This is a genomic window from Paraherbaspirillum soli, assembly GCF_042654985.1.
GTDB classification, from domain to species: Bacteria; Pseudomonadota; Gammaproteobacteria; order Burkholderiales; family Burkholderiaceae_D; genus Paraherbaspirillum; species Paraherbaspirillum soli.
The window spans coordinates 1-22,324 of sequence record NZ_JBHSMT010000025.1 but is presented as its reverse complement, the minus strand read 5'-3'; the positions used below and the strand labels follow the sequence as shown (position 1 = coordinate 22,324).

Annotated in this window: 21 protein-coding genes; 14 read left to right on the top strand and 7 right to left on the bottom strand. The window is 59.6% G+C overall.

Annotated elements, in window-relative coordinates; all coding sequences use genetic code 11:
• Nucleotides 1-138: 138 nt before the first annotated feature.
• Both ACFPM8_RS13445 and pip read right to left on the bottom strand, forming a co-directional pair.
• Complete coding sequence (locus ACFPM8_RS13445) at nucleotides 139-1,347, bottom strand: EAL and HDOD domain-containing protein (protein ID WP_378998067.1); 1,209 nt, start codon at nucleotides 1,345-1,347, stop codon at nucleotides 139-141.
• Between the two features lie 152 nt (nucleotides 1,348-1,499).
• Nucleotides 1,500-2,435: a prolyl aminopeptidase gene (pip, locus tag ACFPM8_RS13440; protein ID WP_378998145.1), complete on the bottom strand. Its 936-nt coding sequence runs from the start codon at nucleotides 2,433-2,435 to the stop codon at nucleotides 1,500-1,502.
• Nucleotides 2,436-2,795: 360 nt separating this feature from the next.
• Between pip and ACFPM8_RS13435 the strand changes: the two genes are divergently transcribed.
• On the top strand, nucleotides 2,796-3,137 hold the full coding sequence (locus tag ACFPM8_RS13435) for a hypothetical protein (protein ID WP_378998066.1): 342 nt from the start codon (nucleotides 2,796-2,798) through the stop codon (nucleotides 3,135-3,137).
• Between the two features lie 218 nt (nucleotides 3,138-3,355).
• Here ACFPM8_RS13435 and ACFPM8_RS13430 read toward each other — a convergent pair whose 3' ends face one another.
• On the bottom strand, nucleotides 3,356-4,486 hold the full coding sequence (locus tag ACFPM8_RS13430; protein ID WP_378998065.1) for a nucleoside hydrolase: 1,131 nt from the start codon (nucleotides 4,484-4,486) through the stop codon (nucleotides 3,356-3,358).
• Nucleotides 4,487-4,688: 202 nt separating this feature from the next.
• On the opposite strand from ACFPM8_RS13430, the gene ACFPM8_RS13425 reads away from it, so the two are divergent.
• From ACFPM8_RS13425 to ACFPM8_RS13395, 7 genes are all read left to right on the top strand, one after another.
• Nucleotides 4,689-5,651 carry a sugar ABC transporter substrate-binding protein gene (locus tag ACFPM8_RS13425; protein WP_378998064.1) on the top strand — a complete coding sequence of 321 codons (963 nt, stop codon included), beginning with the start codon at nucleotides 4,689-4,691 and terminating at the stop codon, nucleotides 5,649-5,651.
• Between the two features lie 110 nt (nucleotides 5,652-5,761).
• Complete coding sequence (locus ACFPM8_RS13420; protein WP_378998063.1) at nucleotides 5,762-7,309, top strand: sugar ABC transporter ATP-binding protein; 1,548 nt, start codon at nucleotides 5,762-5,764, stop codon at nucleotides 7,307-7,309.
• Entirely contained in the window at nucleotides 7,306-8,271 is a 966-nt protein-coding gene (locus ACFPM8_RS13415; protein ID WP_378998062.1) for an ABC transporter permease, read from the top strand. Before ACFPM8_RS13420 ends, ACFPM8_RS13415 begins: the two co-directional genes overlap by 4 nt.
• Before the next feature lie 19 nt (nucleotides 8,272-8,290).
• Nucleotides 8,291-9,304, top strand: a complete 1,014-nt coding sequence (locus tag ACFPM8_RS13410; protein WP_378998061.1) for a LacI family DNA-binding transcriptional regulator — start codon at nucleotides 8,291-8,293, stop codon at nucleotides 9,302-9,304.
• A 45-nt stretch (nucleotides 9,305-9,349) separates the two neighbouring features.
• Entirely contained in the window at nucleotides 9,350-10,270 is a 921-nt protein-coding gene (gene rbsK / locus ACFPM8_RS13405) for a ribokinase (RefSeq protein WP_378998060.1), read from the top strand.
• Nucleotides 10,271-10,275: 5 nt separating this feature from the next.
• On the top strand, nucleotides 10,276-10,668 hold the full coding sequence (gene rbsD / locus ACFPM8_RS13400; RefSeq protein ID WP_378998059.1) for a D-ribose pyranase: 393 nt from the start codon (nucleotides 10,276-10,278) through the stop codon (nucleotides 10,666-10,668).
• Nucleotides 10,669-10,848: 180 nt separating this feature from the next.
• Nucleotides 10,849-11,082 (top strand): DUF3717 domain-containing protein, encoded by a 234-nt coding sequence (locus ACFPM8_RS13395; RefSeq protein WP_378998058.1) that lies wholly within the window; start codon nucleotides 10,849-10,851, stop codon nucleotides 11,080-11,082.
• A gap of 160 nt (nucleotides 11,083-11,242) precedes the next feature.
• Here ACFPM8_RS13395 and ACFPM8_RS13390 read toward each other — a convergent pair whose 3' ends face one another.
• The 3 genes from ACFPM8_RS13390 to ACFPM8_RS13380 form a co-directional block, all read right to left on the bottom strand.
• Nucleotides 11,243-12,172, bottom strand: a complete 930-nt coding sequence (locus tag ACFPM8_RS13390) for a hypothetical protein (protein WP_378998057.1) — start codon at nucleotides 12,170-12,172, stop codon at nucleotides 11,243-11,245.
• On the bottom strand, nucleotides 12,169-14,523 hold the full coding sequence (locus ACFPM8_RS13385; RefSeq protein ID WP_378998056.1) for a lysozyme family protein: 2,355 nt from the start codon (nucleotides 14,521-14,523) through the stop codon (nucleotides 12,169-12,171). The genes ACFPM8_RS13390 and ACFPM8_RS13385 overlap by 4 nt, the downstream gene beginning before the upstream one ends.
• 197 nt (nucleotides 14,524-14,720) lie before the next feature.
• Nucleotides 14,721-16,229 carry a B12-binding domain-containing radical SAM protein gene (locus tag ACFPM8_RS13380; protein ID WP_378998055.1) on the bottom strand — a complete coding sequence of 503 codons (1,509 nt, stop codon included), beginning with the start codon at nucleotides 16,227-16,229 and terminating at the stop codon, nucleotides 14,721-14,723.
• 224 nt (nucleotides 16,230-16,453) lie between these two features.
• Here ACFPM8_RS13380 and ACFPM8_RS13375 point away from each other — a divergent pair, with 224 nt between their 5' ends.
• The 3 genes from ACFPM8_RS13375 (at nucleotide 16,454) to phaP (ending at nucleotide 19,219) form a co-directional block, all read left to right on the top strand.
• The gene (locus tag ACFPM8_RS13375; RefSeq protein WP_378998054.1) at nucleotides 16,454-17,671 is read left to right on the top strand and encodes a patatin-like phospholipase family protein; all 1,218 of its coding nucleotides are present in this window, start codon (nucleotides 16,454-16,456) and stop codon (nucleotides 17,669-17,671) included.
• The gene (locus ACFPM8_RS13370) at nucleotides 17,671-18,456 is read left to right on the top strand and encodes a M15 family metallopeptidase (RefSeq protein WP_378998053.1); all 786 of its coding nucleotides are present in this window, start codon (nucleotides 17,671-17,673) and stop codon (nucleotides 18,454-18,456) included. The genes ACFPM8_RS13375 and ACFPM8_RS13370 overlap by 1 nt, the downstream gene beginning before the upstream one ends.
• Nucleotides 18,457-18,658: 202 nt before the next feature.
• Nucleotides 18,659-19,219, top strand: coding sequence for a TIGR01841 family phasin (gene phaP / locus ACFPM8_RS13365; RefSeq protein WP_378998052.1), 561 nt, complete (start codon nucleotides 18,659-18,661; stop codon nucleotides 19,217-19,219).
• Nucleotides 19,220-19,300: 81 nt separating this feature from the next.
• Here phaP and ACFPM8_RS13360 read toward each other — a convergent pair whose 3' ends face one another.
• Nucleotides 19,301-20,218 (bottom strand): LysR family transcriptional regulator, encoded by a 918-nt coding sequence (locus ACFPM8_RS13360; RefSeq protein ID WP_378998051.1) that lies wholly within the window; start codon nucleotides 20,216-20,218, stop codon nucleotides 19,301-19,303.
• A 126-nt stretch (nucleotides 20,219-20,344) separates the two neighbouring features.
• On the opposite strand from ACFPM8_RS13360, the gene ACFPM8_RS13355 reads away from it, so the two are divergent.
• From ACFPM8_RS13355 to ACFPM8_RS13345, 3 genes are all read left to right on the top strand, one after another.
• Nucleotides 20,345-20,761 carry a DoxX family protein gene (locus ACFPM8_RS13355; protein WP_378998050.1) on the top strand — a complete coding sequence of 139 codons (417 nt, stop codon included), beginning with the start codon at nucleotides 20,345-20,347 and terminating at the stop codon, nucleotides 20,759-20,761.
• Nucleotides 20,762-20,781: 20 nt separating this feature from the next.
• Nucleotides 20,782-21,582, top strand: a complete 801-nt coding sequence (gene ygiD, locus ACFPM8_RS13350) for a 4,5-DOPA-extradiol-dioxygenase (protein WP_378998049.1) — start codon at nucleotides 20,782-20,784, stop codon at nucleotides 21,580-21,582.
• Nucleotides 21,583-21,693: 111 nt separating this feature from the next.
• Nucleotides 21,694-22,324: type VI secretion system Vgr family protein (locus ACFPM8_RS13345; RefSeq protein ID WP_378998048.1), on the top strand; the 631-nt coding region annotated here is incomplete at its 3' end.

Here is a 22,324-nt window from a genome sequence, read left to right as displayed (position 1 = left end):
CTTGCAAGCGGATACCGTTACGCAGGTGGATGGCATGCCATCCGAAACCCCTGCTTCACCCTTCCGACGCAACGCCTTCCGAATCTACCGCATGCGGCACATCATGGCGGATAACGCTGCGCTCATCCGCCCTACTTCTTAAATGCCGATATTTTGCGCCCAGGACAGCGCCGACAGGTGGGCCACGTTGAGTTCTTCCGGACTGATTTTCAGCGAGGCCGACAGCGGGCCGACCAGCATTGAATTGAGCTCGCATGCCTCGGCTAGCGCCAGGTAAGCGCCATACGGACCGTCGCGGGTCAGTAGCGCTTGCTTGACTTCGTCGGACAACTGGATGGTCTCCAGCACCTCGGCCATCGTGATCCCGAGCAGGCGATCCAACAGCGAGAAAATGCCGACCACGAACAGGTTTTCAGCCTCGCCCTTGGGCAGATGATCTTGCCCCAGCAGCTCGGAGAAGCGACCGCGGATAATCGCCGTTTCCATCAGGACCGGCGAATAACCGCTGGAGCTGGCATTCGCCAACAGCAAAGACAGCCATTGGAACAGCGCCTTGTAGCCGAGCAAAGACAGCGCCGCGCGCAGCGATTGCACTTCATTCTTCAAGCCGAATGCGGCCGAATTGATAAAGCACAGCACTTTGTAGGACAGCGCAGGATCGCGCTTGAAGGCGTTTTCGATGTCCTGGATGTCGTCGTTCCGGGTGACCATGTCCATGATCAGCACGATGGTCCGCTGGGTAGGATTCAAGCCTTTGGCCGTGTTGCCCGGCCGTGGCGTCAGATGCAGCTTGCCGACAAAGGCATCCAGGCCCAGCGTGGCGCACGCATCGTAGTCGGGCCAGGTGGTGACCGGCCGCCCCACCATACGCACCGCCGATTTTTTGAGCGCCGCATACCTTCTCGCCTGCGCCGCAAAATCGTCGGCCGAGAACTGCACCTCGACGTGGGTCGCTTCGGACAGCAAGTTCTCGTCCGAGACATCGGCGCCGCGCAGCGCGATGCCGAAACCGCGGGTGTGCAGCGCCCGCACCGCCGCCAAGGTTTCCGGCTCGGCCAGGTCGCTGCTGTTGAGCGTCAATACCGTGTGCTTGGGCGGCAATTTCTTCATTGCCTCCGAGTCCAGTTGGCCCGGCACGGTTTCCATAAACAAGACTTTGTCGCCCAACAGCCAGCCTGATTTCTCGCTGACCAGATGCTCGGCGACGAAAGTCAGCAGAGCGCCGGCCTCTGCCTCTTTGTGTTCCGCACTGTTGTTCCCGGTGTCCTGCCAGGCGAAGTCATAACCGATAACCCGCTGTTTTGGATCAAGTAATGGTTCCCGAACTATGAAATTGCTGTTGTGCATAGTAGATAGTTTCTATATGTCGTGTTTGAGGGTTGAGCGGTCTGGGCTACTGCAGAACAAAAGCGCTTTAAGAAAATGTATTCATCAACATAAAGCCAATTTCGTCTCAACCGTCTTAACGGCATCCCGGCAGGAAACTTTAGGGCAACTGCTTAAATATTTGCGAATTTATCCGTGGCCTGGATCAAACGATGCAAAATGCCTGGCTCGTTAAACGCGTGGCCGGCATCGTCGACCAGGTAAAACTCCGCCTCCGGCCAAGCCTGATGCAGTTGCCACGCGGTTTGCGGCGGACAGGGGACATCGTAGCGGCCCTGCACGATGACGCCGGGGATGCCATGCAGCCGCGCCGCATCGCGCAGCAATTGCCCTTCTTCCATGAATCCGTGGTGAACGAAATAATGATTTTCGATGCGGGCAAAAGCGATTGCGAATTCCGGCTCGCTATACTGTTCCACCAGCGTGAAGTCGGGCATCAGCTTGACCGTCGCCCCTTCCCAGCCGCTCCAGGCTTGCGCCGCCGCCAGCTTGGCGGCCTCATCCGACCCGGTCAGGCGGCGGTGGTAGGCGTTGATCAGGTCGTGCCGTTCCTGCGGCGGGATCGGAGCGATGAACTTTTCCCATTGGTCCGGATAGAGCTGCGATGCGCCTTCCTGGTAATACCAGTGCAGCTCTTGCCGCCGCACCGTGAAAATCCCGCGCACCACCAGTTCGCTGACGTGGGCCGGATGGGTTTGCGCATAAGCCAGCGCCAGCGTGCTGCCCCAGGAGCCGCCGAACACCAGCCATTTCTGGACGCCGAGCATGGTGCGCAGCCGTTCGATATCGGCCACCAGGTGCCAGGTGGTGTTGGCCTCCAGGTAAGCGTGCGGCGTCGAGCGCCCGCAGCCGCGCTGATCGAATAACAGCACGCAATATTGGTCCGGATTGAACAAGCGCCGGTGATCGTCGCTGCAACCGCCGCCCGGGCCGCCGTGCAGGAATACCGCCGGTTTGCCGTTCGGGTTGCCGGACAGCTCCCAATAGATCCGATGGCCGTCGCCGACGTCCAGCATGCCGGATTTGAATGGTTCCAGCGGTGGATACAGGCCGAGCAATGGGGTTTCGACAGGGGCGGGGGTAGTCGTCATCATTTTTATCCTTATGGCAAAGAGTGGTGCACGGGAAACAAATGATGATAAACCAGGACCTTGCTCGGCGTGACGATCGTAGGGCGGAAAAGCGCAGCGTCTTCCGCCGTTGGATGTCCCACAGGCGGGTGATGCATCCAGAACGGCGGATAACGCTGCGCTCATCCGCCCTACCAACGACATATCCAAAAATAGCAGGAAGCCAATAATTGCCATTGCACCCGAGAACGTTTATAGTTGCCCGGTCCTTGCAGTATTGGGGGATCAGGTTTGGAAGCCTGAGATACGAACAGCGATCAACGTCAACAGGAGGTCGCCATGACTAGTACCAAAAAATCCAAGCAATCCCCACCCATCCCAGATACAGCAGATCTTCAACCGTTCTCATGGTTGGACAAAGATCTGCGCAGCGATCCGGCGGCGCAATTCATCGCGTTCGCGCTCGACATGAGCCAGGGCATTCACAAGTGCCTGTCGGCGCTGCATGCCAACACGCTGCTCCAGGAGCACGGCGACCCCGACTGTCCGCCGCTGCTGAACGCGTTCGATACCGACGTGATGTTCCGCTGGTCGCTGGCTTCTACCGGCACGATGGCGGAAAAGGCCCAAGCCTGCGTTGATTACCTGAACGCGTTGCAAGCCAGGCAGCGTAAAGCCTAGCCGCTGACCGCCAACGTCGGTAGGGCGGATGAGCGCAGCGTTATCCGCCGATGGATGTGCCACCTGTGTTCGGTGCGTCTAACACGGTGAAACGGCGGATAACGCTACGCTCATCCGCCCTACAGCGCGGTGTAGTTTGGCGTTGAGCCGAAGGCGAAGCCCAACATTTCCATCTCCGTCACCGCAACCGTTGGGCTTCGCAGCCCAACCGCGCCAGTTCAACGTTGCGCCAACTTCACCGGCACCGGCCGCGTCAACAAATCGACATACAAATCAAAGAAACGCGCGTTGTCGAAGCGTTTGACGATCCGCACTTTTTGCAGCGGCGCGCCGTTCTGCGGCTCGGTTGGATAGCCGCTGGAACGGCCGTCGTTGGCGCCGAAGCTGGTGTCGACGTCGACCCATTGGTCCACCGTTTCGGTGGCGTATTGCGGGTCCAGCAAATAGGCGATCGTCAGCGTGTCCCAGATGTTGGTGGTGTATTTGGGATCGGTTTCAAAACCGCTCTTGCCGTGGTCGCCATAGCCGTTCAATTGTTTGAACAGCTTGGTAATGGCGGTTTGCTTGGCGGGATCGTGGGTGATCCGGTCGTAGGTTTTCTTGTCCAGCTTGACGGTGTTGGTCGCGTCCAGCGGGATCACCACATGCGGGATCGGTTGGCGCAATACGATTTGCGCTGCTTCGGGATCGAACCACCAGTTGAATTCTGCGGTCGGCGTGGTGTTGCCGGGGACGTTGATGGCGCCGCCCATGTAGATAATCTGTTTGATCAGGGGCACGATTTCCGGATGCTGGAGGACGGCGATCGCGATGTTGGTCAGCGGGCCGACGGCCAGGATCGTCACTTCATGCGGATTGGCTTTGACGGTGTCGACGATGAATTCGATCGCGCACTGTTTATTCATCGCGGTATGGGTGGCAAAGCCGTCGGGCGGCGCTTTCAGGTCGCGCTCCGACTGCGGTTCGGGGCCGCGCCATGCGCCCAGATAACCGTTGCCGCCGGAGAATTGCGTCAGCTCTTTCTGGATCGTCGGCAGATCGTGCGACAGCGGATAGTTGGAGCCGCCGTACACGCCGACCTGGTCGGCGATGCCCAGCCGTTCGACCGCCTTCACCGCATCGGCGACGCCTTGTTTCAGCCATTGATTGCCGGACACGACGGTGATGCCCATGACCTTGATCTTGCCCTGGGCCTGCAATTGCGCGGCCATGACGCCAAGCTGGCCGTCGTCGCCGAGGGTGTTGTAGTCGCTGTCAATGATGACTTTCTGCGGCGCGCTTGAATGTGTTTTTTCGGCGCAGCCGGCCAGGCCCAATACGCCGGCAAAAAGAATCGCGATTATTTTCATGCGTACCCCCCCCTCTCTGATTGGGTAATTTAAAACTTGCTGCAGTAAGGCTCTTTTGGCCCCTCTTGCCGATTTTCCGGCTTCTTTTTTTTAAAAGGATCTGGTGCTATCATCGTAACGCGCAAACGTTTGCGCGCTCAATTACGATGGCATCCTACAGCCAATGGATTTGCTGATCAACAACAATATCAGGAGACTTTTAATGAATACCCGTATCCGCCTCAAGCTGATTGCCGCCTCCGTCCTGGTCTGCGCATTGCCTGCTTTGCCAGCGCTGGCGCAAACCCCGGCCGCGGCCAAACCCAAGGTCGCACTGGTGATGAAGTCGCTCGCCAATGAGTTTTTCCTGACCATGGAAAACGGCGCCAAAGAGCATCAAAAAGCGCATGCTGCTCAATACGACTTGCTCGCCAACGGCATCAAGGACGAGCAGGACACCGCCAGCCAGATCAAGATCGTCGAGCAGATGATCGTGTCCCATGTGAATGGACTGGTGATTGCGCCGGCCGACTCCAAGGCGCTGGTGCCGGTGATCAAGAAGGCGGTCGATGCCGGCATCATCGTGGTCAATATCGACAACAAGCTCGATGACGCGGCGTTGAAGGAAAAGGGCATTACGGTGCCGTTCGTCGGCCCGGACAACCGCAAGGGTGCCAAGCTGGTTGGCGATTACCTGGCCAAGCAGATCAAGAGCGGTGACAAGGTCGCGATCATCGAAGGCGTCTCGACTACCACCAACGCGCAGCAACGTACGCTGGGCTTCAAGGATGCGATGAGCACAGCCGGCGCCAAAGTGGTGGATGTGCAGTCGGGCCAATGGGAAATCGACAAAGGCAACAAGATCGCCTCCAACATCCTGAACGCCCATCCGGATATCAAGGCTCTGCTGGCCGGTAACGACAATATGGCGATCGGCGCCGTGTCCGCGGTCAAGGCGGCCGGCAAAACCGGCAAGGTGCTGGTGGTCGGCTACGACAACATCAACGCCATCAAGCCGATGTTGAAGGATGGCCGAGTGCTGGCTACCGCCGACCAGTTTGCGTCGCAACAAGCGGTATTCGGCATCGAACAGGTGTTGAATGCAGTCGCAGGCAAGAAGACCCAGAACAGCCTGGGCGGCACGGTCGAAACCAAGGTTGAACTGGTGACCAAAGACAGCAAGTAAATTGCTGCACGGGCCGGTGTGCAGCGCCGGCCCGCTACCACCCTACACATTTGATCCGGCATGACCGGATCAAACCGCTTCTAAACCACACCATTGCTGGTGGAGGCTATATGTCTCATGAATCCACGGCAGCGCCTGCCCCGATGTTCAGCTTGACCCTGACCGGGATTGGGAAAACCTACGTCGACCCGGTGTTGAGCGATGTTTCGATCAGCATCAGCGCCGGCCAGATATTGGCCTTGACCGGCGAGAACGGCGCCGGCAAAAGCACGCTGTCGAAAATCGTCTGCGGGCTGGAGCAGGCCACCACCGGCCATATGCTGCTGGATGGCCAGGCTTATCAGCCGGCTTCGCGCAGCGCCGCCGAGCATCTCGGCATCCGCATGGTGATGCAAGAGCTGAACCTGATCCCGACCCTCAGCATTGCCGAAAACCTGTATTTGAATCAGTTGCCGCAGCGTTTCGGCTGGATCGACCGGCCGCGGCTGGCGCAAGCGGCGCGGGCCCAGATGGCGGCGGTCGGCTTGACCGATATCGATCCCTGGACCCCGGTTGGCGAGTTGGGCGTCGGTCATCAGCAGATGGTCGAGATTGCGCGCAACCTGATCGGCAGCTGCCGTTTGCTGGTGCTGGACGAGCCGACCGCGATGCTGACCGACCGCGAGGTCGAACTGTTGTTCACCCAGATCGCACGGCTGCAAGCGGAAGGCGTGGCGATCATCTATATCTCGCATCGGCTGGAAGAATTGAAGCGGGTCGCCGACCGCATCGCGGTCTTGCGCGACGGCTTGCTGGTGTGCGACAACGCCATCGGCGGCTACAGCAGCGATGCGCTGGTGCAGTTGATGGTGGGCCGCGCGGCCGAGGCTGAAATCGACCTCGGCCATCGCAACTTCGGCGCGCCGTTGCTGCGGGTGCGCGGGATCGGCCGCGGCGACGTAGTGCGGCCGACCTCGTTCGATTTGCGCGCCGGCGAGATTCTTGGCGTGGCCGGTTTGATCGGCTCCGGCCGCACCGAATTGCTGCGTTTGATTTTCGGGGCCGACCGTGCCGATCACGGCGAGATTTTTATCGGCGATCAAACCCAGCCGACCGTGATCCATTCGCCGAAAGCGGCGATCGCCGCCGGCATCGCGATGATTACCGAGGACCGCAAGGGCCAGGGCCTGTTGCTGACGCAATCCATCGGACTCAATACCACGCTCGCCAAACTGCCGGCGGTGAGCCGCTTCGGCGTGCTCGATGAGCCGGCCGAAAGCGCGGTGGCGGACGACTATATCGAACGCTTGCGGATCCGCAGCCGCAACAGCACGCAAATCGTCGGCGAACTGTCCGGCGGCAACCAGCAAAAGGTGGTGATCGCGCGCTGGTTGTATCGCGATTGCCCGATCATGCTGTTCGACGAGCCGACCCGCGGGATCGATATCGGCGCCAAATTCGATATTTATAAATTGCTGGCGGAACTGGCGCGGCAAGGCAAGGGGCTGGTCATCGTCTCCAGCGATTTGCGCGAACTGATGCTGATCTGCGACCGCATCGCGGTGATGAGCGCCGGCAGCCTGGTCGATACCTTCGAGCGCGGACAGTGGAGCCAGGAGGCGATCCTGGCCGCGGCTTTCAGCGGTTATGTGAATAACAAACAAGAGCAAACATCATGACAACGACTTCTTTCCAACGCAATATGGCCGGCTTGAAGAATTACCTGGGCCTGATCGGCGCCCTGCTTGCGATGTGCGTGCTGTTTTCTTTTTTGAGCGAAAACTTTTTAACGCTGGCGACTTTCAGCACGCTGTCCAACGACATTCCGACCCTGGTGGTGATGGCGGTCGGCATGACGTTTGTGCTGATCATCGGCGGCATCGACTTGTCGGTCGGCTCGGTAATGGCGCTGGCGGCATCGGTATTGTCGATGGCGATGGTGCGCTGGGGCTGGCCGCTGATTGGGGCGAGCGTGCTGGGCGTGCTGGTGGCGAGTTTGTGCGGCACGCTGACCGGGTTGATCTCGGTCGGCTGGCGCATCCCTTCTTTCATCGTGTCGCTGGGCGTGCTTGAAATGGCGCGCGGCCTGGCCTATCAAGTCACCGATTCGCGCACCGAATATATCGGCAGCGCGGTGGACGGCATCAGCGCGCCCATCCTGTTCGGCCTGTCGCCGGCCTTCCTGAGCGCGATCCTGATCGTCATCGTCGGCCAGCTGGTATTGACCAAGACCGTGTTGGGACGCCACTGGATCGGGATCGGCACCAATGAAGAAGCGGTCCGTCTGGCCGGCATCAATCCGCGTCCGAGCAAGGTGCTGGTGTTCGCGTTGATGGGTTTGCTGGCCGGCGTCGGCGCCTTGTTCCAGGTGTCGCGGCTGGAAGCGGCTGACCCCAACGGCGGCGTCGGCCTGGAATTGCAAGTGATCGCGGCGGTGGTGATCGGCGGCACCAGCCTGATGGGCGGGCGCGGCTCGGTGTTCAGCACCTTCATCGGCGTGCTGATTATTTCGGTGCTGGAAGCGGGGCTGGCGCAAGTCGGCGTCAGCGAGCCGATGAAACGCATCATCACCGGCCTGGTGATCGTCGCCGCCGTGGTGCTGGACACCTATCGCCGCCGCGGCGAACGGACGCTGCACTAAACGGATTCATTGAACAAGCATGGCAACCATCAAGGATGTCGCACGCAAGGCCGGGGTGTCGTACACCACGGTGTCGCACGTCCTTAACCGGACCCGGCCGGTCAGCGACGACGCCCGCATGCGGGTGCTGGATGCGGCGACGGCGCTGGCCTATGTGCCCAGCGCATTGGCGCGCTCGCTGAAAAGCAAGGCCACCGGCACCATCGGCCTGATCATTCCCAACAATACCAATCCGTATTTTTCGGAAGTGGCGCGCGGCATCGAAGACGGTTGTTACGCCGCCGGCTACAGCGTCATCCTGTGCAATTCGGATGACGATCCGGCCAAGCAGCGCGATTACCTGAACATGTTGCTGACCAAACGTTGCGACGGCTTGATCGTGGCCACCTTGGGGCAGGCCGACGGCGAGTTGCTGCGCAAGATGAAGGTGCCGACGGTCTTGCTCGACCGCGCGCCGAAAGACATGGCGATCGACCTGGTCGCGGTCGACAACGTGGCCGGCGGCGCGTTGGCGGCGCAGCATTTGCTGTCGTTGGGGCGGCGCCGGATCGCCTGCATCAGCGGCCCGGAGCAGATCGAGGTGGCACGCGAGCGCGTCAACGGTCTGCGCCAGACCTTGCAGGCGGCCGCTGTCGCGCTGCCGCCGGAATGGTGTCTGTACGCCGATTTCACCAGCGCCGGCGGCTACCTGGCCGCACGCCGCCTGCTGGCTTTGCGGCCGGCGCCCGATGCGATTTTTTGCTGTAACGATTTGATGGCCTTCGGCGCTTTGCGGGCTGCGGCGGAAAGCGCCGTCGCGGTGCCGGAAGCGCTGGCGGTGGTCGGTTTCGACGATATCGACCTGGCGCAATTCGTGCACCCGACGCTGACCAGCGTGGCCCAGAACACACGCAAATTGGGCCAGCTGACCGCGCAATGTCTGCTACAGCGGATTGCCAATCCCGGGCGGCCGGTGCAGCGGCAGACGGTCGCCCCCGAATTGCATGTGCGCGGCTCGACGGTGGCCGCGGCACGATTTGGCAGCCATCACTAATGCACCTTTAATAGTCTTCACTTTTCATAGGAAGCCCTTCCAAAAATGATCGTTGTTATCGGCAGTATCAATATGGACCTGGTGCTCAGCGTGCCGCGCATGCCGCTCCCGGGCGAAACCCTGTCCGGCGGACAGTTCCGCACCATCCCCGGCGGCAAGGGCGCGAATCAGGCGGTGGCCTGCGCCCGCCTCAGCGCCGACGGCATCAAGGTGGCGATGATCGGCTGCCTGGGCGACGATGCCTTCGGCGCCGAGTTGCGTGCGGCCTTGCGGCGCGACGGCATCGACGACAGCCATGTCGCGACGCTGCCCGGCGTGGCGTCGGGCGTGGCCTCGATCCTGGTGGATGCCGGCGGTCAGAACAGCATCGTGCTGGCGGCCGGCGCCAACGATCAGCTGAGTCCGGCGCACATCGACGCCGCACGCGATTTGATTGCGCAGGCGCGGATGGTGGTATTGCAGCTGGAAACGCCGCTGGCGACCGTGCGTCACGCAATCCGGTTGGCGCATGAACTGGGCAAGATCATCATCTTGAATCCGGCCCCGGCCCCGGCACAAGCGCTGCCGGCCGATCTATTGGCGCAAGTGACATATCTGGTACCGAATGAAATCGAGGCTGCGATGCTGGCCGGTCTGCCTGCCGCCAGCCTCGACAACGATGCGGCGCTGGATGCCGCTGTGGAAAAATTGCGCGCCGGCGGTTGCGGCAATGTGCTGGTCACGCTGGGCGCGAAAGGCGTTTATGCGGCCCTCGCCGGCGGCGCCCGTCATTTCGCTGCGCAAGCGGTCACGGCGGTCGATACCACGGCCGCCGGCGATACCTTCATCGGCGGCTTTGTGGCGGCGCTGGCGGCAGGACACAGCGAAGCGGACGCGATCGCCTTCGGCCAGCAAGCGGCGGCCTTGAGCGTGGCGCGGGCGGGCGCGCAAACTTCGATTCCTTATCGCCACGAACTGATTGGATAACTGACATGAAAAAAAGCCCCTTACTCAACATCGCACTATCGCAATTGATGGCGTCGCTCGGACATGGCGATAGCGTCGTGATCGGCGATGCCGGTTTGCCGGTGCAACCCGGCGTGCCGCTGATCGACTTGGCGCTCACCCGTGGCGTGCCCGGCTTCATGGATACCCTGCAAACCGTATTGAGCGAAATGCAGGTCGAACATCACTTGCTGGCGGCCGAGCTGGCACAGCACAGCCCGCAACTGGCGGCGCAGATTGCGGCGCTTGGACTGCCCGACAAAAAGATCTTGCCGCATGCCGATTTCAAACGCCTGAGCCAGAGCGCCCGCGCCCATATCCGGACCGGCGAATGCACGCCTTATGCGAATATTATCCTGGTCGCCGGGGTAGTATTTTAAGGAGCGTCTCTAAAAACCTACTACGCAGCCCAATCTCGAGGCTGTGATGCTCGCTGTACCTCCGTACGGCTGCAGGTGTTACAACATCGTCGCCCCGACCTTAGGCCGCTCGCTACGGTTTTTAGAGGCGCTCCTAATTTCCGATCTGAAAAATTTGATGGCCGCAGGTACAATCACGCGATGAATATCTCCTTGCCCGAACTGGAACAAGCCATCAATTACTGGCGTCAACAGCGACCCGCGCTGGGTGAAGAGTGCGCGCTGTCGCCCGAAGTCAACGCGCTGGCCGGCGCCTACGCGATGATGATCATCGAACACAGCAGCGGCATCGCGCTGGAGTCGCTGGAACCGATGGCGCAGCAGCTGATTGCCGCGTGGCGGCAAGCCAGTGCTGCCGCTAACGGGCGTCTTTAAGGCCTGTTCAAGATTTTTTAGGCTATGCCGGTCCGAGCTCTTTGTCTGCCGCTTGATAAGCTGGGCGAACGACCAACCCGGCTCAAGTCGCCTAAGCTGGGACGGTCGATCAACCGTTCTAGCTTGACTGAGAGGGACGCATAGCAGGCGATCGCGCAGTTTAGAAGGCCAGTCGGTTGCCACTAATATCCGTTGCTTGCATGTTGAACGTCGCCGCAAGTCGGTATGCCGCACCGTCGAAAGCATAGATTTCCCTGAGGCTTTCCCCCATATTGATTCGAATGGAAGTACTCAAATCCGGGTAGCCAAAGTGCTCCGATGACAGCCACTCAAGCATCCCAACTTGGCCGATATGCAGCAGCAATTTCCAGCCCTTCTTATGTGGTTCAAACCACCATAGTGGAGATTCGGTAGCGTTGCCACTAGCTGCGCACCATACCGTCACAATCTTCGTCGCTTTTGGCGACAAACGAAAACTATCAAATTCGAGTGGTTCATCGCCGCAAAGGGACTGCTCCTCTTTTAATTCAGGTTTGCGCCTCAATTGCCTAACAATTTGGAGTGGAACCGGCACGCTAACGCCTAGATCGACAATGTAGCTTTTCGGGGTAGGTTCCAGCGCGTTCCGATAGAAATCCAGCATTGGAGGCAGTGCCGTTTTCACACAAATGAGGTCACGACATTTGGATAGCTTTCGGTCGTCCAGATTGATACGTTCTTTTAGAGCCAAAGGCCGATCTGTGACGGCAAGCGCCAAATGACGGGTGTAAAGCACTTCTGGTATGAGGCGGCGTAGCGCTGCATCATCACAAGTACCACTTGGCCATGCATTGCGCGCTGTCTCAAAGTATTCAGAAACCGTGGCGTTATCGTTGTCACGCCATGCATCTTGCTCTAGACAAGGATTAACGGCAAGTTGGGACGACAGATACGTCAGGCCAAAGCCGCTCGCGGCGGCATCTGGATCGTATTTGTATGTGGTAGGCTGGGCTTGTACATGAAACGATAGCCCGAATAGTAAAGCTAGTGTCATACCGCTTACCCTCAACAACGATCCGTGACGACATTTCAGAAACACAATGGATTTCATTTCTCCCTCCTTGGTGTATGCCCTTCTGGATAATCCAGTGTCAGTTTGCCCTGCGCATCAGGAAAGCGATTTTCTGCCAGCACCGCCAATGCCTGCGCCCAGGCTACGCAGCGATCGACAAAGCCGTTCAGGCGATGGTCGTACAGGAAATTCACGGTCGCAGGCAAATTGACGCAAGCTGAGGCTTGCCAGAAGGCCGGGCTGCGGTAATAAATTTTGCTGCCAAAATTCGTTTGTGCACTGCGACGTTCGATCACGATGGGTTGATCGGCATATCGCGCCATGCCCATCCAAGCCCAGTAGGCACCGGCGCTGTCGGCAGCGTTGATCGCTACTGGAATGTCTCTACGATTGCCAATCAAGTTGCGCCAGTCCTTCATCTGCGGCGTCACCCCCGACACTTCGTCGGCCAGATAGGTGTTGGCGGTTTTAGCAATCTCGCGATTTTTATTGTTCCAGATCTCTTTGGCTTTTTTGGTGGCCGCAATCAACGATGTTTCCGCTTTGTCGTCAATCGCGATCCCGCGAAATTTCCAATACTGGATGTAGTTGCTGGCGTGCGTCAATTGCAGAAATCCGCGTCCGTTCCAGGGGATGTACCAGGCGGACGGCTCGGGAGTTTCGTACAGCTCGCCCCACCACGTGGTTTCTTGTATCGAGTTTCCGAAAAAAGCAGCCATCCGTTGCGGCGTATTGATGCAGTATTTGCGGAAGGTTTTGTTCAATGGAATGCGATGATACGTAAAAACAGGATTACTGATTTCATTTGCATTTGGCTTAGGTACAGGTTCCCACACCGCCGCTTTTTCTGTCCCGCGCAAAACATTGATCGGCAACAGTTGTTTGAATTCGCGTTCACTCAACCACCCGCACTGCCTGAAATGCGCAATGAACTCATGCGGATGAAAATGCCATTGCGCATCCAGATATTCCTGCGGTAAATCGTCAAACGAGGTCGCCAGCAAATGCCGCTCGAAACGGGTCCAGTCGTCCGGGTTGCCGAACTCTTCCCGAACCCAGCCGTAACGTTTCGTGACCGTGTTCCGATCCCATTCGCACGGCGCTTTGCAAATCGTGCGCCGTAGTTTGGCCCGGACTTCCGGTTTGCCCAGTCGCGCCGCCAGCTTGACCCGGTCGAGCAGGCTTTCGGGGTCGGCCGGGTCGCGCACCAGCAATTTCATTTGCCGCGAATCGCAGCGTTGGTCGTTCGGGCTCGGATCGTCGTCGTAGCAATTCCAGCCCATCACCGGCAAGCAATCGGCATCGCTGAATTTGCGAGTGCCGGGCCCATTCAGGTCGGCCCAGAGTTCGCCGTCGGCGGTCGGAATTTTGCGCCAGTGCGCGGCATCGGCCGGCAGCGGATCGCGGCCCAGGTTGCGGCCGAAGCGCAACAGTTCGTACCAGCCGCTGGGGCTGGAATCGCTCGCGTCCGTTAAGCTGGCGTGGCGTTCGCTGGCGGTTTTATATAGCTTGTACTCGAACTGTTCCGGTTCTTTTTCTTCGCGGCTGGCGACCACCTGACCGTATTTGTCGCGGGTGGTCAGGATGCTGCGGCCTTGCTGGTAGGCGATGCTGACCCATAGCACTTGGTCCAAAGTCTTGTTGTCGCCGCTGCGCCGGTGACTGGTCGGCGGGTTGGATCTGACCGGGGTTTTGTCCGACAAATAGATATGGATCTGGCCGAACACGCTGTCGCTGCGGCCATCCTCCGGCGGCACTTGGTCCACCGCTTGCCAGGCGCGTAGAGGGTCGGCGATGTTGCTGTAGTCGTTGACGATTTTGCGGCCTATCAGTTTTTGCAGGTTGGCGTCGTCGCAGCAGATTTCAAAGTGGATCTGGCGTCGGTGGCCGTAGATTTGACCGCCTTGGCCGATGACCTCCTTGCGCGCCACTTTTTTGCCGGCCACGATGCCGGGCGCCAGTTGCGACAGGTGCATATAGGCCGAATAGAAGGTGACCGTGGTCGGAGTATGGCCGCTGGCGCCGATTTCGGTAGTGTGGGCCAGCACCAGCATGCCGGTGTCGGTCCAGGTGACGGCGTCTTTCTCATCGCTGAACGCGCCGTAGGTTTGGCCGTGGTTCAGCTCGGTGCATTCTTGCGGCGGCGGCTTGGCGTAGACCACCACGCCGTCGGCGATCGCGCAGACCGGTAAGCAGCCATAACCGTGCGGCAAAATCGGCGAGTCCAGGTGCAGGCCGTTATGCCATTCGAAGCCGCCACTGACCGGGAAGCTGCCTTCAGGCGCGCCGCCGGTGCCGCTGACGGTCGAGATCGGCGGCGGCATCGCGGCGTTCAGAAAACCTTCTTCGGTGTAGCTGCCTTGTGGCAGGAATGGCGGACTGATGAGCACGGCTGGTCTCCTGCAAGGCAAGTTGAGGGCTTGCATTGTAAGAGAGCTTTGTTGCTAAAAAATATAAGGAAAAACTGAAATTGAATTTAAGGAATCTCTGATTTGCTATCGTTGATGGGAATTTTGAATAGCTTCTAAAAACCGTAGCGAGCTGCCGATATCGAGGCTGCGCAGCAGGTTTTTAGAGGTGACTTAAATTAGTGGACCAAGTGACGCGCCTGCCGTTGCGGCGCCACCGAACCGGCCAGCGGTTGCTTCTGCTGCTCCGGCACCTTCGGCGTCTTGCCGGCGTAGTCGGTGCTGAGCAAGTCGTTCACCGCACCGCCGTCCATCCCTTGCAGGCGCAACCATTCCCCGACCAGGCCGGCCAGACGATCCAGCGCAATGCGGTGGGTGGCGTCGGTTTTGGCATACAGCCAATCGGACAAGGCCATGAAATTGGCGAACGGCGACTGTCCCAGCAGCACCGGCAAGGTGTGGGCGAAGCGGCCTGAGTTGGCGATCAAATCCCAGTAGCGCGCAAACCGCACCAGCCGCTGCATGGTGGCGAACGGTATGCGGTCGGTGGCGAGGATGGTGTATGGCGGATGCGGGTCGAAGACCAATCCGTAGGCTTCGGTATGGCGGATGATAGGCGTGCCGCGCAAGCGCTTCAGGATGCCGAACTGGATTTCATGCGGCTGCAAGGCCACCAGTTGATCGAAGCCGCGGGCGAAACTTTCGATATCCTCGCCGGGCAAACCGGCAATCAGATCGACGTGCAGGTGCGCGTGCGAATGCTGCATCAGCCAACGGATGTTTTCCGCCGCCTTCTCATTGTTTTGCTTGCGGCTGACCAGCGCCTGGACTTCGGGATTAAAGCTCTGGATGCCGATTTCAAATTGCAGCGCGCCGGCCGGAAAGCGGGTGATGGCGTCCTTCAGCGCATCCGGCAAATGATCCGGCACCAGCTCGAAGTGGGCGAACACCGGATCGTCCGGATTGGCCTCCAGCTTGTCGAGAAAGAATTGCAGAATCTTCAGACTGGTCTTGACGTTCAGGTTGAAGGTGCGGTCGACGAATTTGAACAGCCGGGCGCCGCGCGCGTGCAAGGATTCCAGTTCCAGCAGGAAGTTGTCGAGCGCAAAAGGCCAGGCGGTCTTGTCCAGCGCCGACAGACAGAATTCGCATTTGAACGGGCAGCCGCGCGATGCTTCCACGTACAGCGTGCGGTGCGCGATGTCCTGCTCGCTGTACAAGCTGTAGGGCAGGACGATATCGGCCATCGGCGGCTGCACCCCGACATGGGTTTTCATCAGCGGCTTGGGGCCGTTCAGGATTTGCCGGCACAGCTGCGGGAAGGTGACGTCGCCCCAGCCGGTCACCAGATAATCGGCCAGTTGGACGATTTGCTGTTCGGCCGATTCGTAAGAGACTTCCGGGCCGCCCAGCACGATCACGATCTCGGGCGCAACCCGCTTCAGCATCGCCACCACTTTGGCGGTTTCTTCGACATTCCAGATATAGACGCCGAAGCCGACGATGGTGGTACCCTCGGCTGCTTTGTGGGACAGCAGTTTTTCGACGATATCGGTGGTCTTGGCGCCGATCACGAACTCATGCAATTGCGTCGCTTCGCGCAACTCGCCCATGTTGGCCTGCAGATAACGCAGCCCGAGCGAGGCGTGGGCATAGCGGGCGTTGAGAGTGGACAGCAGGATGGTCATAGTTGGAGATAGGAAAGATTGGCGGCAGGGAGCTGCGGAAGTGCGCCATTTTACGCCTCAGCGTCGTGCTAATGCCTTCGTCACCAGCAATACCGGAATCAAGTCGACCGCAAATGAGAATTGCTATTATTTGTGTGTTTTGTTGGAGTTGCCCCCACGATAACCATTGCAGTTGCCGGGGCGGTTAATATGTCACTTCCATCACGCGAAAGATTGGATCCCTCATGACCAGTAAACCCACAGTCAAGTCACGTCCAGCCAACGACAGCGTCACCGCCAAACCCGAGGACAGCGTCACCGCCACCGCCAAACCCGAGGAGCCGCGGGTAGCGCTGGTATTGCAGGGAGGCGGCGCGCTCGGCGCCTATCAGGCCGGGGTTTACCACGCGATGCACGAGAACGGCTTGACCCCGGACTGGGTGGTCGGCACCTCGATCGGTGCGATCAACGCGGCGATTATTGCCGGAAACGAACGTGAGGTGCGTTTGTCGCGGCTCAAGGAATTCTGGGAGTCCGTGGCGCATGGCGACCTGGCCGATATGAGCAAAGTCACCGACGTTGCGCGCCAGGCAAATACCTGGTGGACCACGATGGATGTGACGCTGCGCGGGGTGCCCGGCTTTTTCACGCCGCGCCAGCTGAACCCGTTCGCGCTGGGCTGGCCGGTAGCGCCGGAGCAGGCCAGTTTCTACGACACCAGCCCGCTGGCCGACACGTTGAAGCGCTTGGTCGATTTTGATTTTTTGAACGGGCCGGCCAAGATTCGCCTGACGGTCAGCGCCATGAAACTCACCTGCGGCGAGTTGGTCAAGTTCGATTCGAGAGAGCGCCGGATCGGGGTCGAACACATCATGGCGAGCGGCGCCTTGCCCCCGGGTTTTGCACCGGTACGGATAGACGGCGATTTGTATTGGGATGGCGGCATGTATTCCAATACCCCGCTGGAAATCGTGCTGGAAGATGAGTCGAAAGCCGACATCGACAGCGATACGATTTGCGTGATGGTGGATTTGTGGAGCGCACAAGGCCCGGAGCCGACCACCTTGAACGAGATTGAAAACCGGCGCAAGGATGTCGCCTTCGCCTCGCGTTCGCAAAGCCATATTGAAAACTATCTGCGCATGTATCAGATGCGCCGCGCGGCGCTGGCCTTGTACGACAAACTGCCGCCGGAACTGCGCAGCAAGACTGATCTCAAGGACTTTGCCGGCTTGACCGACAACAGTACGATTCATGTGGTGCGTTTGCGCTACGGCGGTCACGACTGGAATATGGCATCCAAGGATATTAATTTCTCGCGCGGATCGGTTGAGTGGCGCTGGGAGCAAGGCTACGCCGATGCGATGCAGGCAGCGGAAAGCATCAAGGCCAACGATGTGACTTTCGGCAAATCCGACCTGGGCCTGGTGGTGCATGAGCTGGTGGGGCGGGAATCAATCTGATGGCTTTGCATTCGACGCTGCTGTGCGCGGGGATGCTGGCGCTCGCTTTGAGCAGCGCATCGGCGCTTGCGGTCGACCACGAGCGCTGCGAGATCCTGAAAAGCCGGCACGTGATGCAGTCTGCCGCGCCGGTCAACTGCGAACAGTTGCAGCTGCTGCATTTTTCGTACATCGACTTTGCCGGAAAGCGTCGCGACGATGGTGAAATCATGGTGATGGCAGCGGCCGCGCCGCAGGTCCAGGCGATCTTCGAAACGCTGTTAAAGCGTGGTTTCCCGCTTGCGCGGGCGCACCCGATGGAGCACTATCAAGGCGATGACGAGGCGTCGATGGCGGACAATAATACGTCGGCTTTCAACCACCGACCGATCACCGGCGGCAAGCAATTATCGCTACATGCCTACGGCCTGGCGATCGACATCAACCCCTTGCAAAACCCGTATGTGCGGCGCGATGGTCAGGGCCGGTTGCTGTACAGTCCGGAGGCGGGTCGGGCTTACGCCAAGCGCGTGCCGCCGGGCGGTGATGCGCAGCCGGGCAGCAGCGAGCAGGTGGTGGAATTATTTGCCGAACACGGCTTTTTCATCTGGGGCGGCGATTGGAAAAAGCCGGTTGATTACCAGCATTTCCAGGTCAGCCGAAACATGGCCGAACGCATGGCCGGACTGCCGCTGCCGGCGGCGCGCCAGCTTTTTGAGCGTTCCATTGCGGCGTATCGTGCCTGCCGCCGCACGCATCAGGCAACGCCGAAGGCAAGAACCGAGTGCGCTGCCGCTGCAGGATAAAGGCGGCGCCGGCCATCGGAGACTATGCGCAAGCCAGTCTTGTTGTGGCGCACAAAAATTTTTGAAATGTGTGCAATCGCTCTTAGAATAGTCACTGCTGCAATGCAATATTACGGTCGCTGATCGTAAGCGTTAACTCAGGATCTATGTGATCTTGAACAGGTTCTAGTCAATGTTGCTTTCTTTTACACAGGAGAAGATCATGTTTCCGTTTCAAGAACAGTTTTCCGCAGCGACCAAAGCGCACTTTGAAGCTCAATTGGCGTTGCTCAATTCGCTGACCGCCAAAACCCTCGAAAGCGTGCAAAAAGTCATCGAGCTCAATATCGCTGCCACCGAGGAGACGCTGAAAGAATCCAGCGACATCACCAAACAATTGCTGAGCGCCAAAGATCCGCAGGAATTCATGACGATCTCGGCGGCGCAAGCCAAGCCCAGCGCGGATAAGGCAGCTGCTTACGGCCGCCACCTGGCCAGTATCGCAACCGAAGTGCAGGCTGACTTCACCAAAGCGGCCGAAGCGCAAGTCGCGGAAACCAGCAAAAGAATCAACGATTTGCTGGAAGAAGCCGGCAAAAACGCGCCGGCAGGTTCGGAAAGCGCGATTGCCATCCTGAAATCGGTGATCGGCACCGCCAATGCCGGTTACGAGCAACTGACCAAGACCACCAAGCAAGCGGTGGAAGCGCTGGAAACCAATCTGAACACGGCGGCCGCCCAATTTACCGAAGCCGCAGACAAAGCCACACGCAGTAAGAAATAGTCCTGCAAGAAATCATCCGGCAAGAAAGCATCATCGTTCAGGCATATCAAAAAGGTCGCTTCCGCGGCCTTTTTTATGCCCTCAGCTCAGCGGCAAATCGCGATCCCAATCCGGCGCGTCGCCAAACTGCTCCGCCAGGAAATCGACAAAGGTGCGCACCTTGGCCGACAAGTGCTGGCGGCTCGGATACACAGCGTGGATCGCCAGCTCGGGGCCGTGATAGTCGGTCAATAGCGGCACCAGCCGCCCGTTGCGAATATCGTCGCCGATGATGAACGTCGGCTGGCGGATGATGCCCATCCCGCCCAGCGCCGCTGCGCGCAGCAGGTCGCCGTTATTGCAGTGCAGCCCGCCCTTGATCCGCACCGTATGCGTCTTGCCATCCCGCTGCAGCCGCCACTCGTCGCCCGGCATCGAGTAGGCGTAAGTCAGGCAGGTGTGCCGCTCCAGGTCGCTCGGCTGTTGCGGCGTGCCGTGTTGTTCCAGATAGGCGGGAGAAGCGCACAGCAGCAGCCGTGCCGGCGCGATTTTGCGCGTGACCAGGTTGGAGTCTTGCAGCCGGCCGATGCGGATCGCCAGGTCGAAGCCTTCCTCGATCAGGTCGACGATCCGGTCCGACAGCGTCACGTCCAGTGCCACGTTGGGATAGCGCTGCGCATACAGCGGCAGCACCCGCCCCAGATGACTGACGGAGAACGATACCGGCGCGTTGAGCCGCAGCACCCCGCTGGGCTTGGCCGCATGCATGCCGGCCGCTAGAGTCGCCTGCTCCAGGTCGAACAACACTTGCTTGCTGCGTTCCAGGTAGGCGCTGCCGGTATCGGTCAGGCTCAAGCGGCGGGTGCTGCGGTTGAGCAGCCGGGCTTGCAGATACTGCTCCAGGTCGGCGATGTGGCGGCTGACCGATGGATTCGACAGGCCTAGCGCGCGCGCCGCGCCGGACAGACTGCCGAGTTCGGCCACTTTGACGAATACTTTCATTGCTTCGAACAAATTCATCGCAACACCTTATTGTTTCGAAATCCGGAAATAGCATTTTCTCTGATCAGTATTTTTCTTTCAATCGGAAAAATGTACATTGCGGCTTTAGCCCACTTCAATCTCTATTTCACCAAGGTACGCACCATGAACACGCAACAAACCGCTCCCGCCATCTACGCCGCAACGCTGCTCCGGCTCACGCTGGGGATCGCCTTACTGGCGCATGCTTATCTGAAAGTATTTGTCTTCACTTTGCCGGGCGCTGCCGGTTTTTTCGCCAGCCAGGGTTTCCCGGCGTGGTCGGTGTACCCTGTGGTGCTGATCGAAACGCTGACCGGCATCGCGATGGTGCTTGGGGTGCAATCCCGGATCGCCGCCCTGGCGTCGTTGCCGGTGCTGCTAGGCGCGCTATCGGTACACGCCGGCAACGGCTGGCTGTTCACCAGCCCCAACGGCGGCTGGGAATTTCCGGCATTCATGATCGTGACTGCGATCTCGGTCGCATTATTGGGCAACGGCGCGTTCGCTCTGGGTCGGACCGCCGCTAACGGCAAGCAATAATTCTCTTTGGAGATGCGCAGATGAACACCACTGTTTCCAGCCGCATGCCGGCGATTTTCTTCGGCCACGGCAGTCCGATGAATGCCTTGCAGGACAATCGCTACACCGCCGCCTGGGAACAGCTGGGCGCCAGCCTGGCGGCGCGCCAGCCAAAGGCGATCCTGTCCGTTTCCGCGCATTGGTATACCCGCGGCACGGCCGTCACCGCGATGGCGATGCCGCAGACCATCCATGATTTCGGCGGCTTCCCGCAGGCGCTGTTCGATATGCAATATCCGGCCGCCGGCGATCCGCAATTGGCGGCGCAGGTGCGCGACTTGCTGGCGCCGCTGCCGGTTCACATGGATCACGGGTGGGGACTCGATCATGGCACCTGGTCGGTGCTGGTCAAGGCTTTCCCAAAAGCCGATGTGCCGGTGATCCAGCTCAGCATCGACGCCACCCAGCCGGCCCAATTCCACTTCGACCTGGGCCGCAAACTGGCGGCTTTGCGCGAGCAGGGCGTGCTGCTGATCGGCAGCGGCGACGTGGTGCACAACCTGCGCCTGATGAACCGCGGCCCGCATGCGCCGGCGCCCGACTGGGCGACGCGCTTCAACGACCGCATTCGCGACAGCCTGCTCAATGGCGACCTGCAACAAGTGATCGACTACGCCGACCTGGGCCAGGATGCGCAGTTGGCGGTGCCGACGCCGGAGCACTTCTTGCCGCTGCTGTACGTGATCGGCAGCAAGCAAGCCAACGAGTCGATTTCGGTTGCGGTGGATGGGATAGATGCCGGTTCGATCAGCATGTTGACGGCGGTGGTTGGCAGCGCCTAAAGATTCGAATGGAAGGCGGGGCTGATCAGCCGCCGATGGGGTGTTGTTAGTGTGCTACGATTGCCGCTTTTGCAATAGTTGCCAAACTGACACGCACCAAGGAGCCGCCCCATGCCGACCGCCTCCCGCACCCTCAGTGCGAAGAGCCCCGCCATCCCCGAACACTTGCCGGGCCGGCCGGCACTGATTGCAGTCAGACTGAGCGGCAGCGAAGGGATCAATTCCCTGTTTGAATATCGCCTGCTGCTTAAAACCCCCGACGCCGTCAATAATCGGTTTTCTCTCGCCGCCCGCTTCAACCTGGACGATTTCATCGGCCGCGACCTGACCGTCAGCATCGCACTGGACGACAGCGGCAGCGACTATCCCGGCGTCGGCACTCGCGAAATCTCGGGCTTGATCAGCGACGCAAAAATGCTGCGCGAAGCAGGCCGGGATGTGTCCTACGAATTGACTTTGCGGCCCTGGCTGCATCTGGCGACGCTGCGCACCAACAGCAAGATATTCCAGGAACAGACCGTGGTGGAAGTGCTGGAAGATTTGCTGGTCGATTATGCTTTCCCGGTCGAGAAACGCCTGTACGACTTCACCCGTTACCCGAAGCGCGACTACCAAACCCAATACAACGAAACCGACTTCGCTTTTTTCAGCCGCCTGTGCGAAGAATGGGGCATCAGCTATTTCTTTGAGCACAGCGACGGCGCGCATCGCCTGATCCTGGCCGACGCCAATGCGGCGTTCA

Coding starts and splice junctions, on each gene's coding strand:
- ACFPM8_RS13445 (WP_378998067.1), bottom strand. CDS start 1,347: ATGCACAACAGCAATTTCATAGTTCGGGAACCATTACTTGATCCAAAA.
- ACFPM8_RS13435 (WP_378998066.1), top strand. CDS start 2,796: ATGACTAGTACCAAAAAATCCAAGCAATCCCCACCCATCCCAGATACA.
- ACFPM8_RS13430 (WP_378998065.1), bottom strand. CDS start 4,486: ATGAAAATAATCGCGATTCTTTTTGCCGGCGTATTGGGCCTGGCCGGC.
- ACFPM8_RS13425 (WP_378998064.1), top strand. CDS start 4,689: ATGAATACCCGTATCCGCCTCAAGCTGATTGCCGCCTCCGTCCTGGTC.
- ACFPM8_RS13420 (WP_378998063.1), top strand. CDS start 5,762: ATGTCTCATGAATCCACGGCAGCGCCTGCCCCGATGTTCAGCTTGACC.
- ACFPM8_RS13415 (WP_378998062.1), top strand. CDS start 7,306: ATGACAACGACTTCTTTCCAACGCAATATGGCCGGCTTGAAGAATTAC.
- ACFPM8_RS13410 (WP_378998061.1), top strand. CDS start 8,291: ATGGCAACCATCAAGGATGTCGCACGCAAGGCCGGGGTGTCGTACACC.
- rbsK (WP_378998060.1), top strand. CDS start 9,350: ATGATCGTTGTTATCGGCAGTATCAATATGGACCTGGTGCTCAGCGTG.
- rbsD (WP_378998059.1), top strand. CDS start 10,276: ATGAAAAAAAGCCCCTTACTCAACATCGCACTATCGCAATTGATGGCG.
- ACFPM8_RS13395 (WP_378998058.1), top strand. CDS start 10,849: ATGAATATCTCCTTGCCCGAACTGGAACAAGCCATCAATTACTGGCGT.
- ACFPM8_RS13390 (WP_378998057.1), bottom strand. CDS start 12,172: ATGAAATCCATTGTGTTTCTGAAATGTCGTCACGGATCGTTGTTGAGG.
- ACFPM8_RS13380 (WP_378998055.1), bottom strand. CDS start 16,229: ATGACCATCCTGCTGTCCACTCTCAACGCCCGCTATGCCCACGCCTCG.
- ACFPM8_RS13375 (WP_378998054.1), top strand. CDS start 16,454: ATGACCAGTAAACCCACAGTCAAGTCACGTCCAGCCAACGACAGCGTC.
- ACFPM8_RS13370 (WP_378998053.1), top strand. CDS start 17,671: ATGGCTTTGCATTCGACGCTGCTGTGCGCGGGGATGCTGGCGCTCGCT.
- phaP (WP_378998052.1), top strand. CDS start 18,659: ATGTTTCCGTTTCAAGAACAGTTTTCCGCAGCGACCAAAGCGCACTTT.
- ACFPM8_RS13360 (WP_378998051.1), bottom strand. CDS start 20,218: ATGAATTTGTTCGAAGCAATGAAAGTATTCGTCAAAGTGGCCGAACTC.
- ACFPM8_RS13355 (WP_378998050.1), top strand. CDS start 20,345: ATGAACACGCAACAAACCGCTCCCGCCATCTACGCCGCAACGCTGCTC.
- ygiD (WP_378998049.1), top strand. CDS start 20,782: ATGAACACCACTGTTTCCAGCCGCATGCCGGCGATTTTCTTCGGCCAC.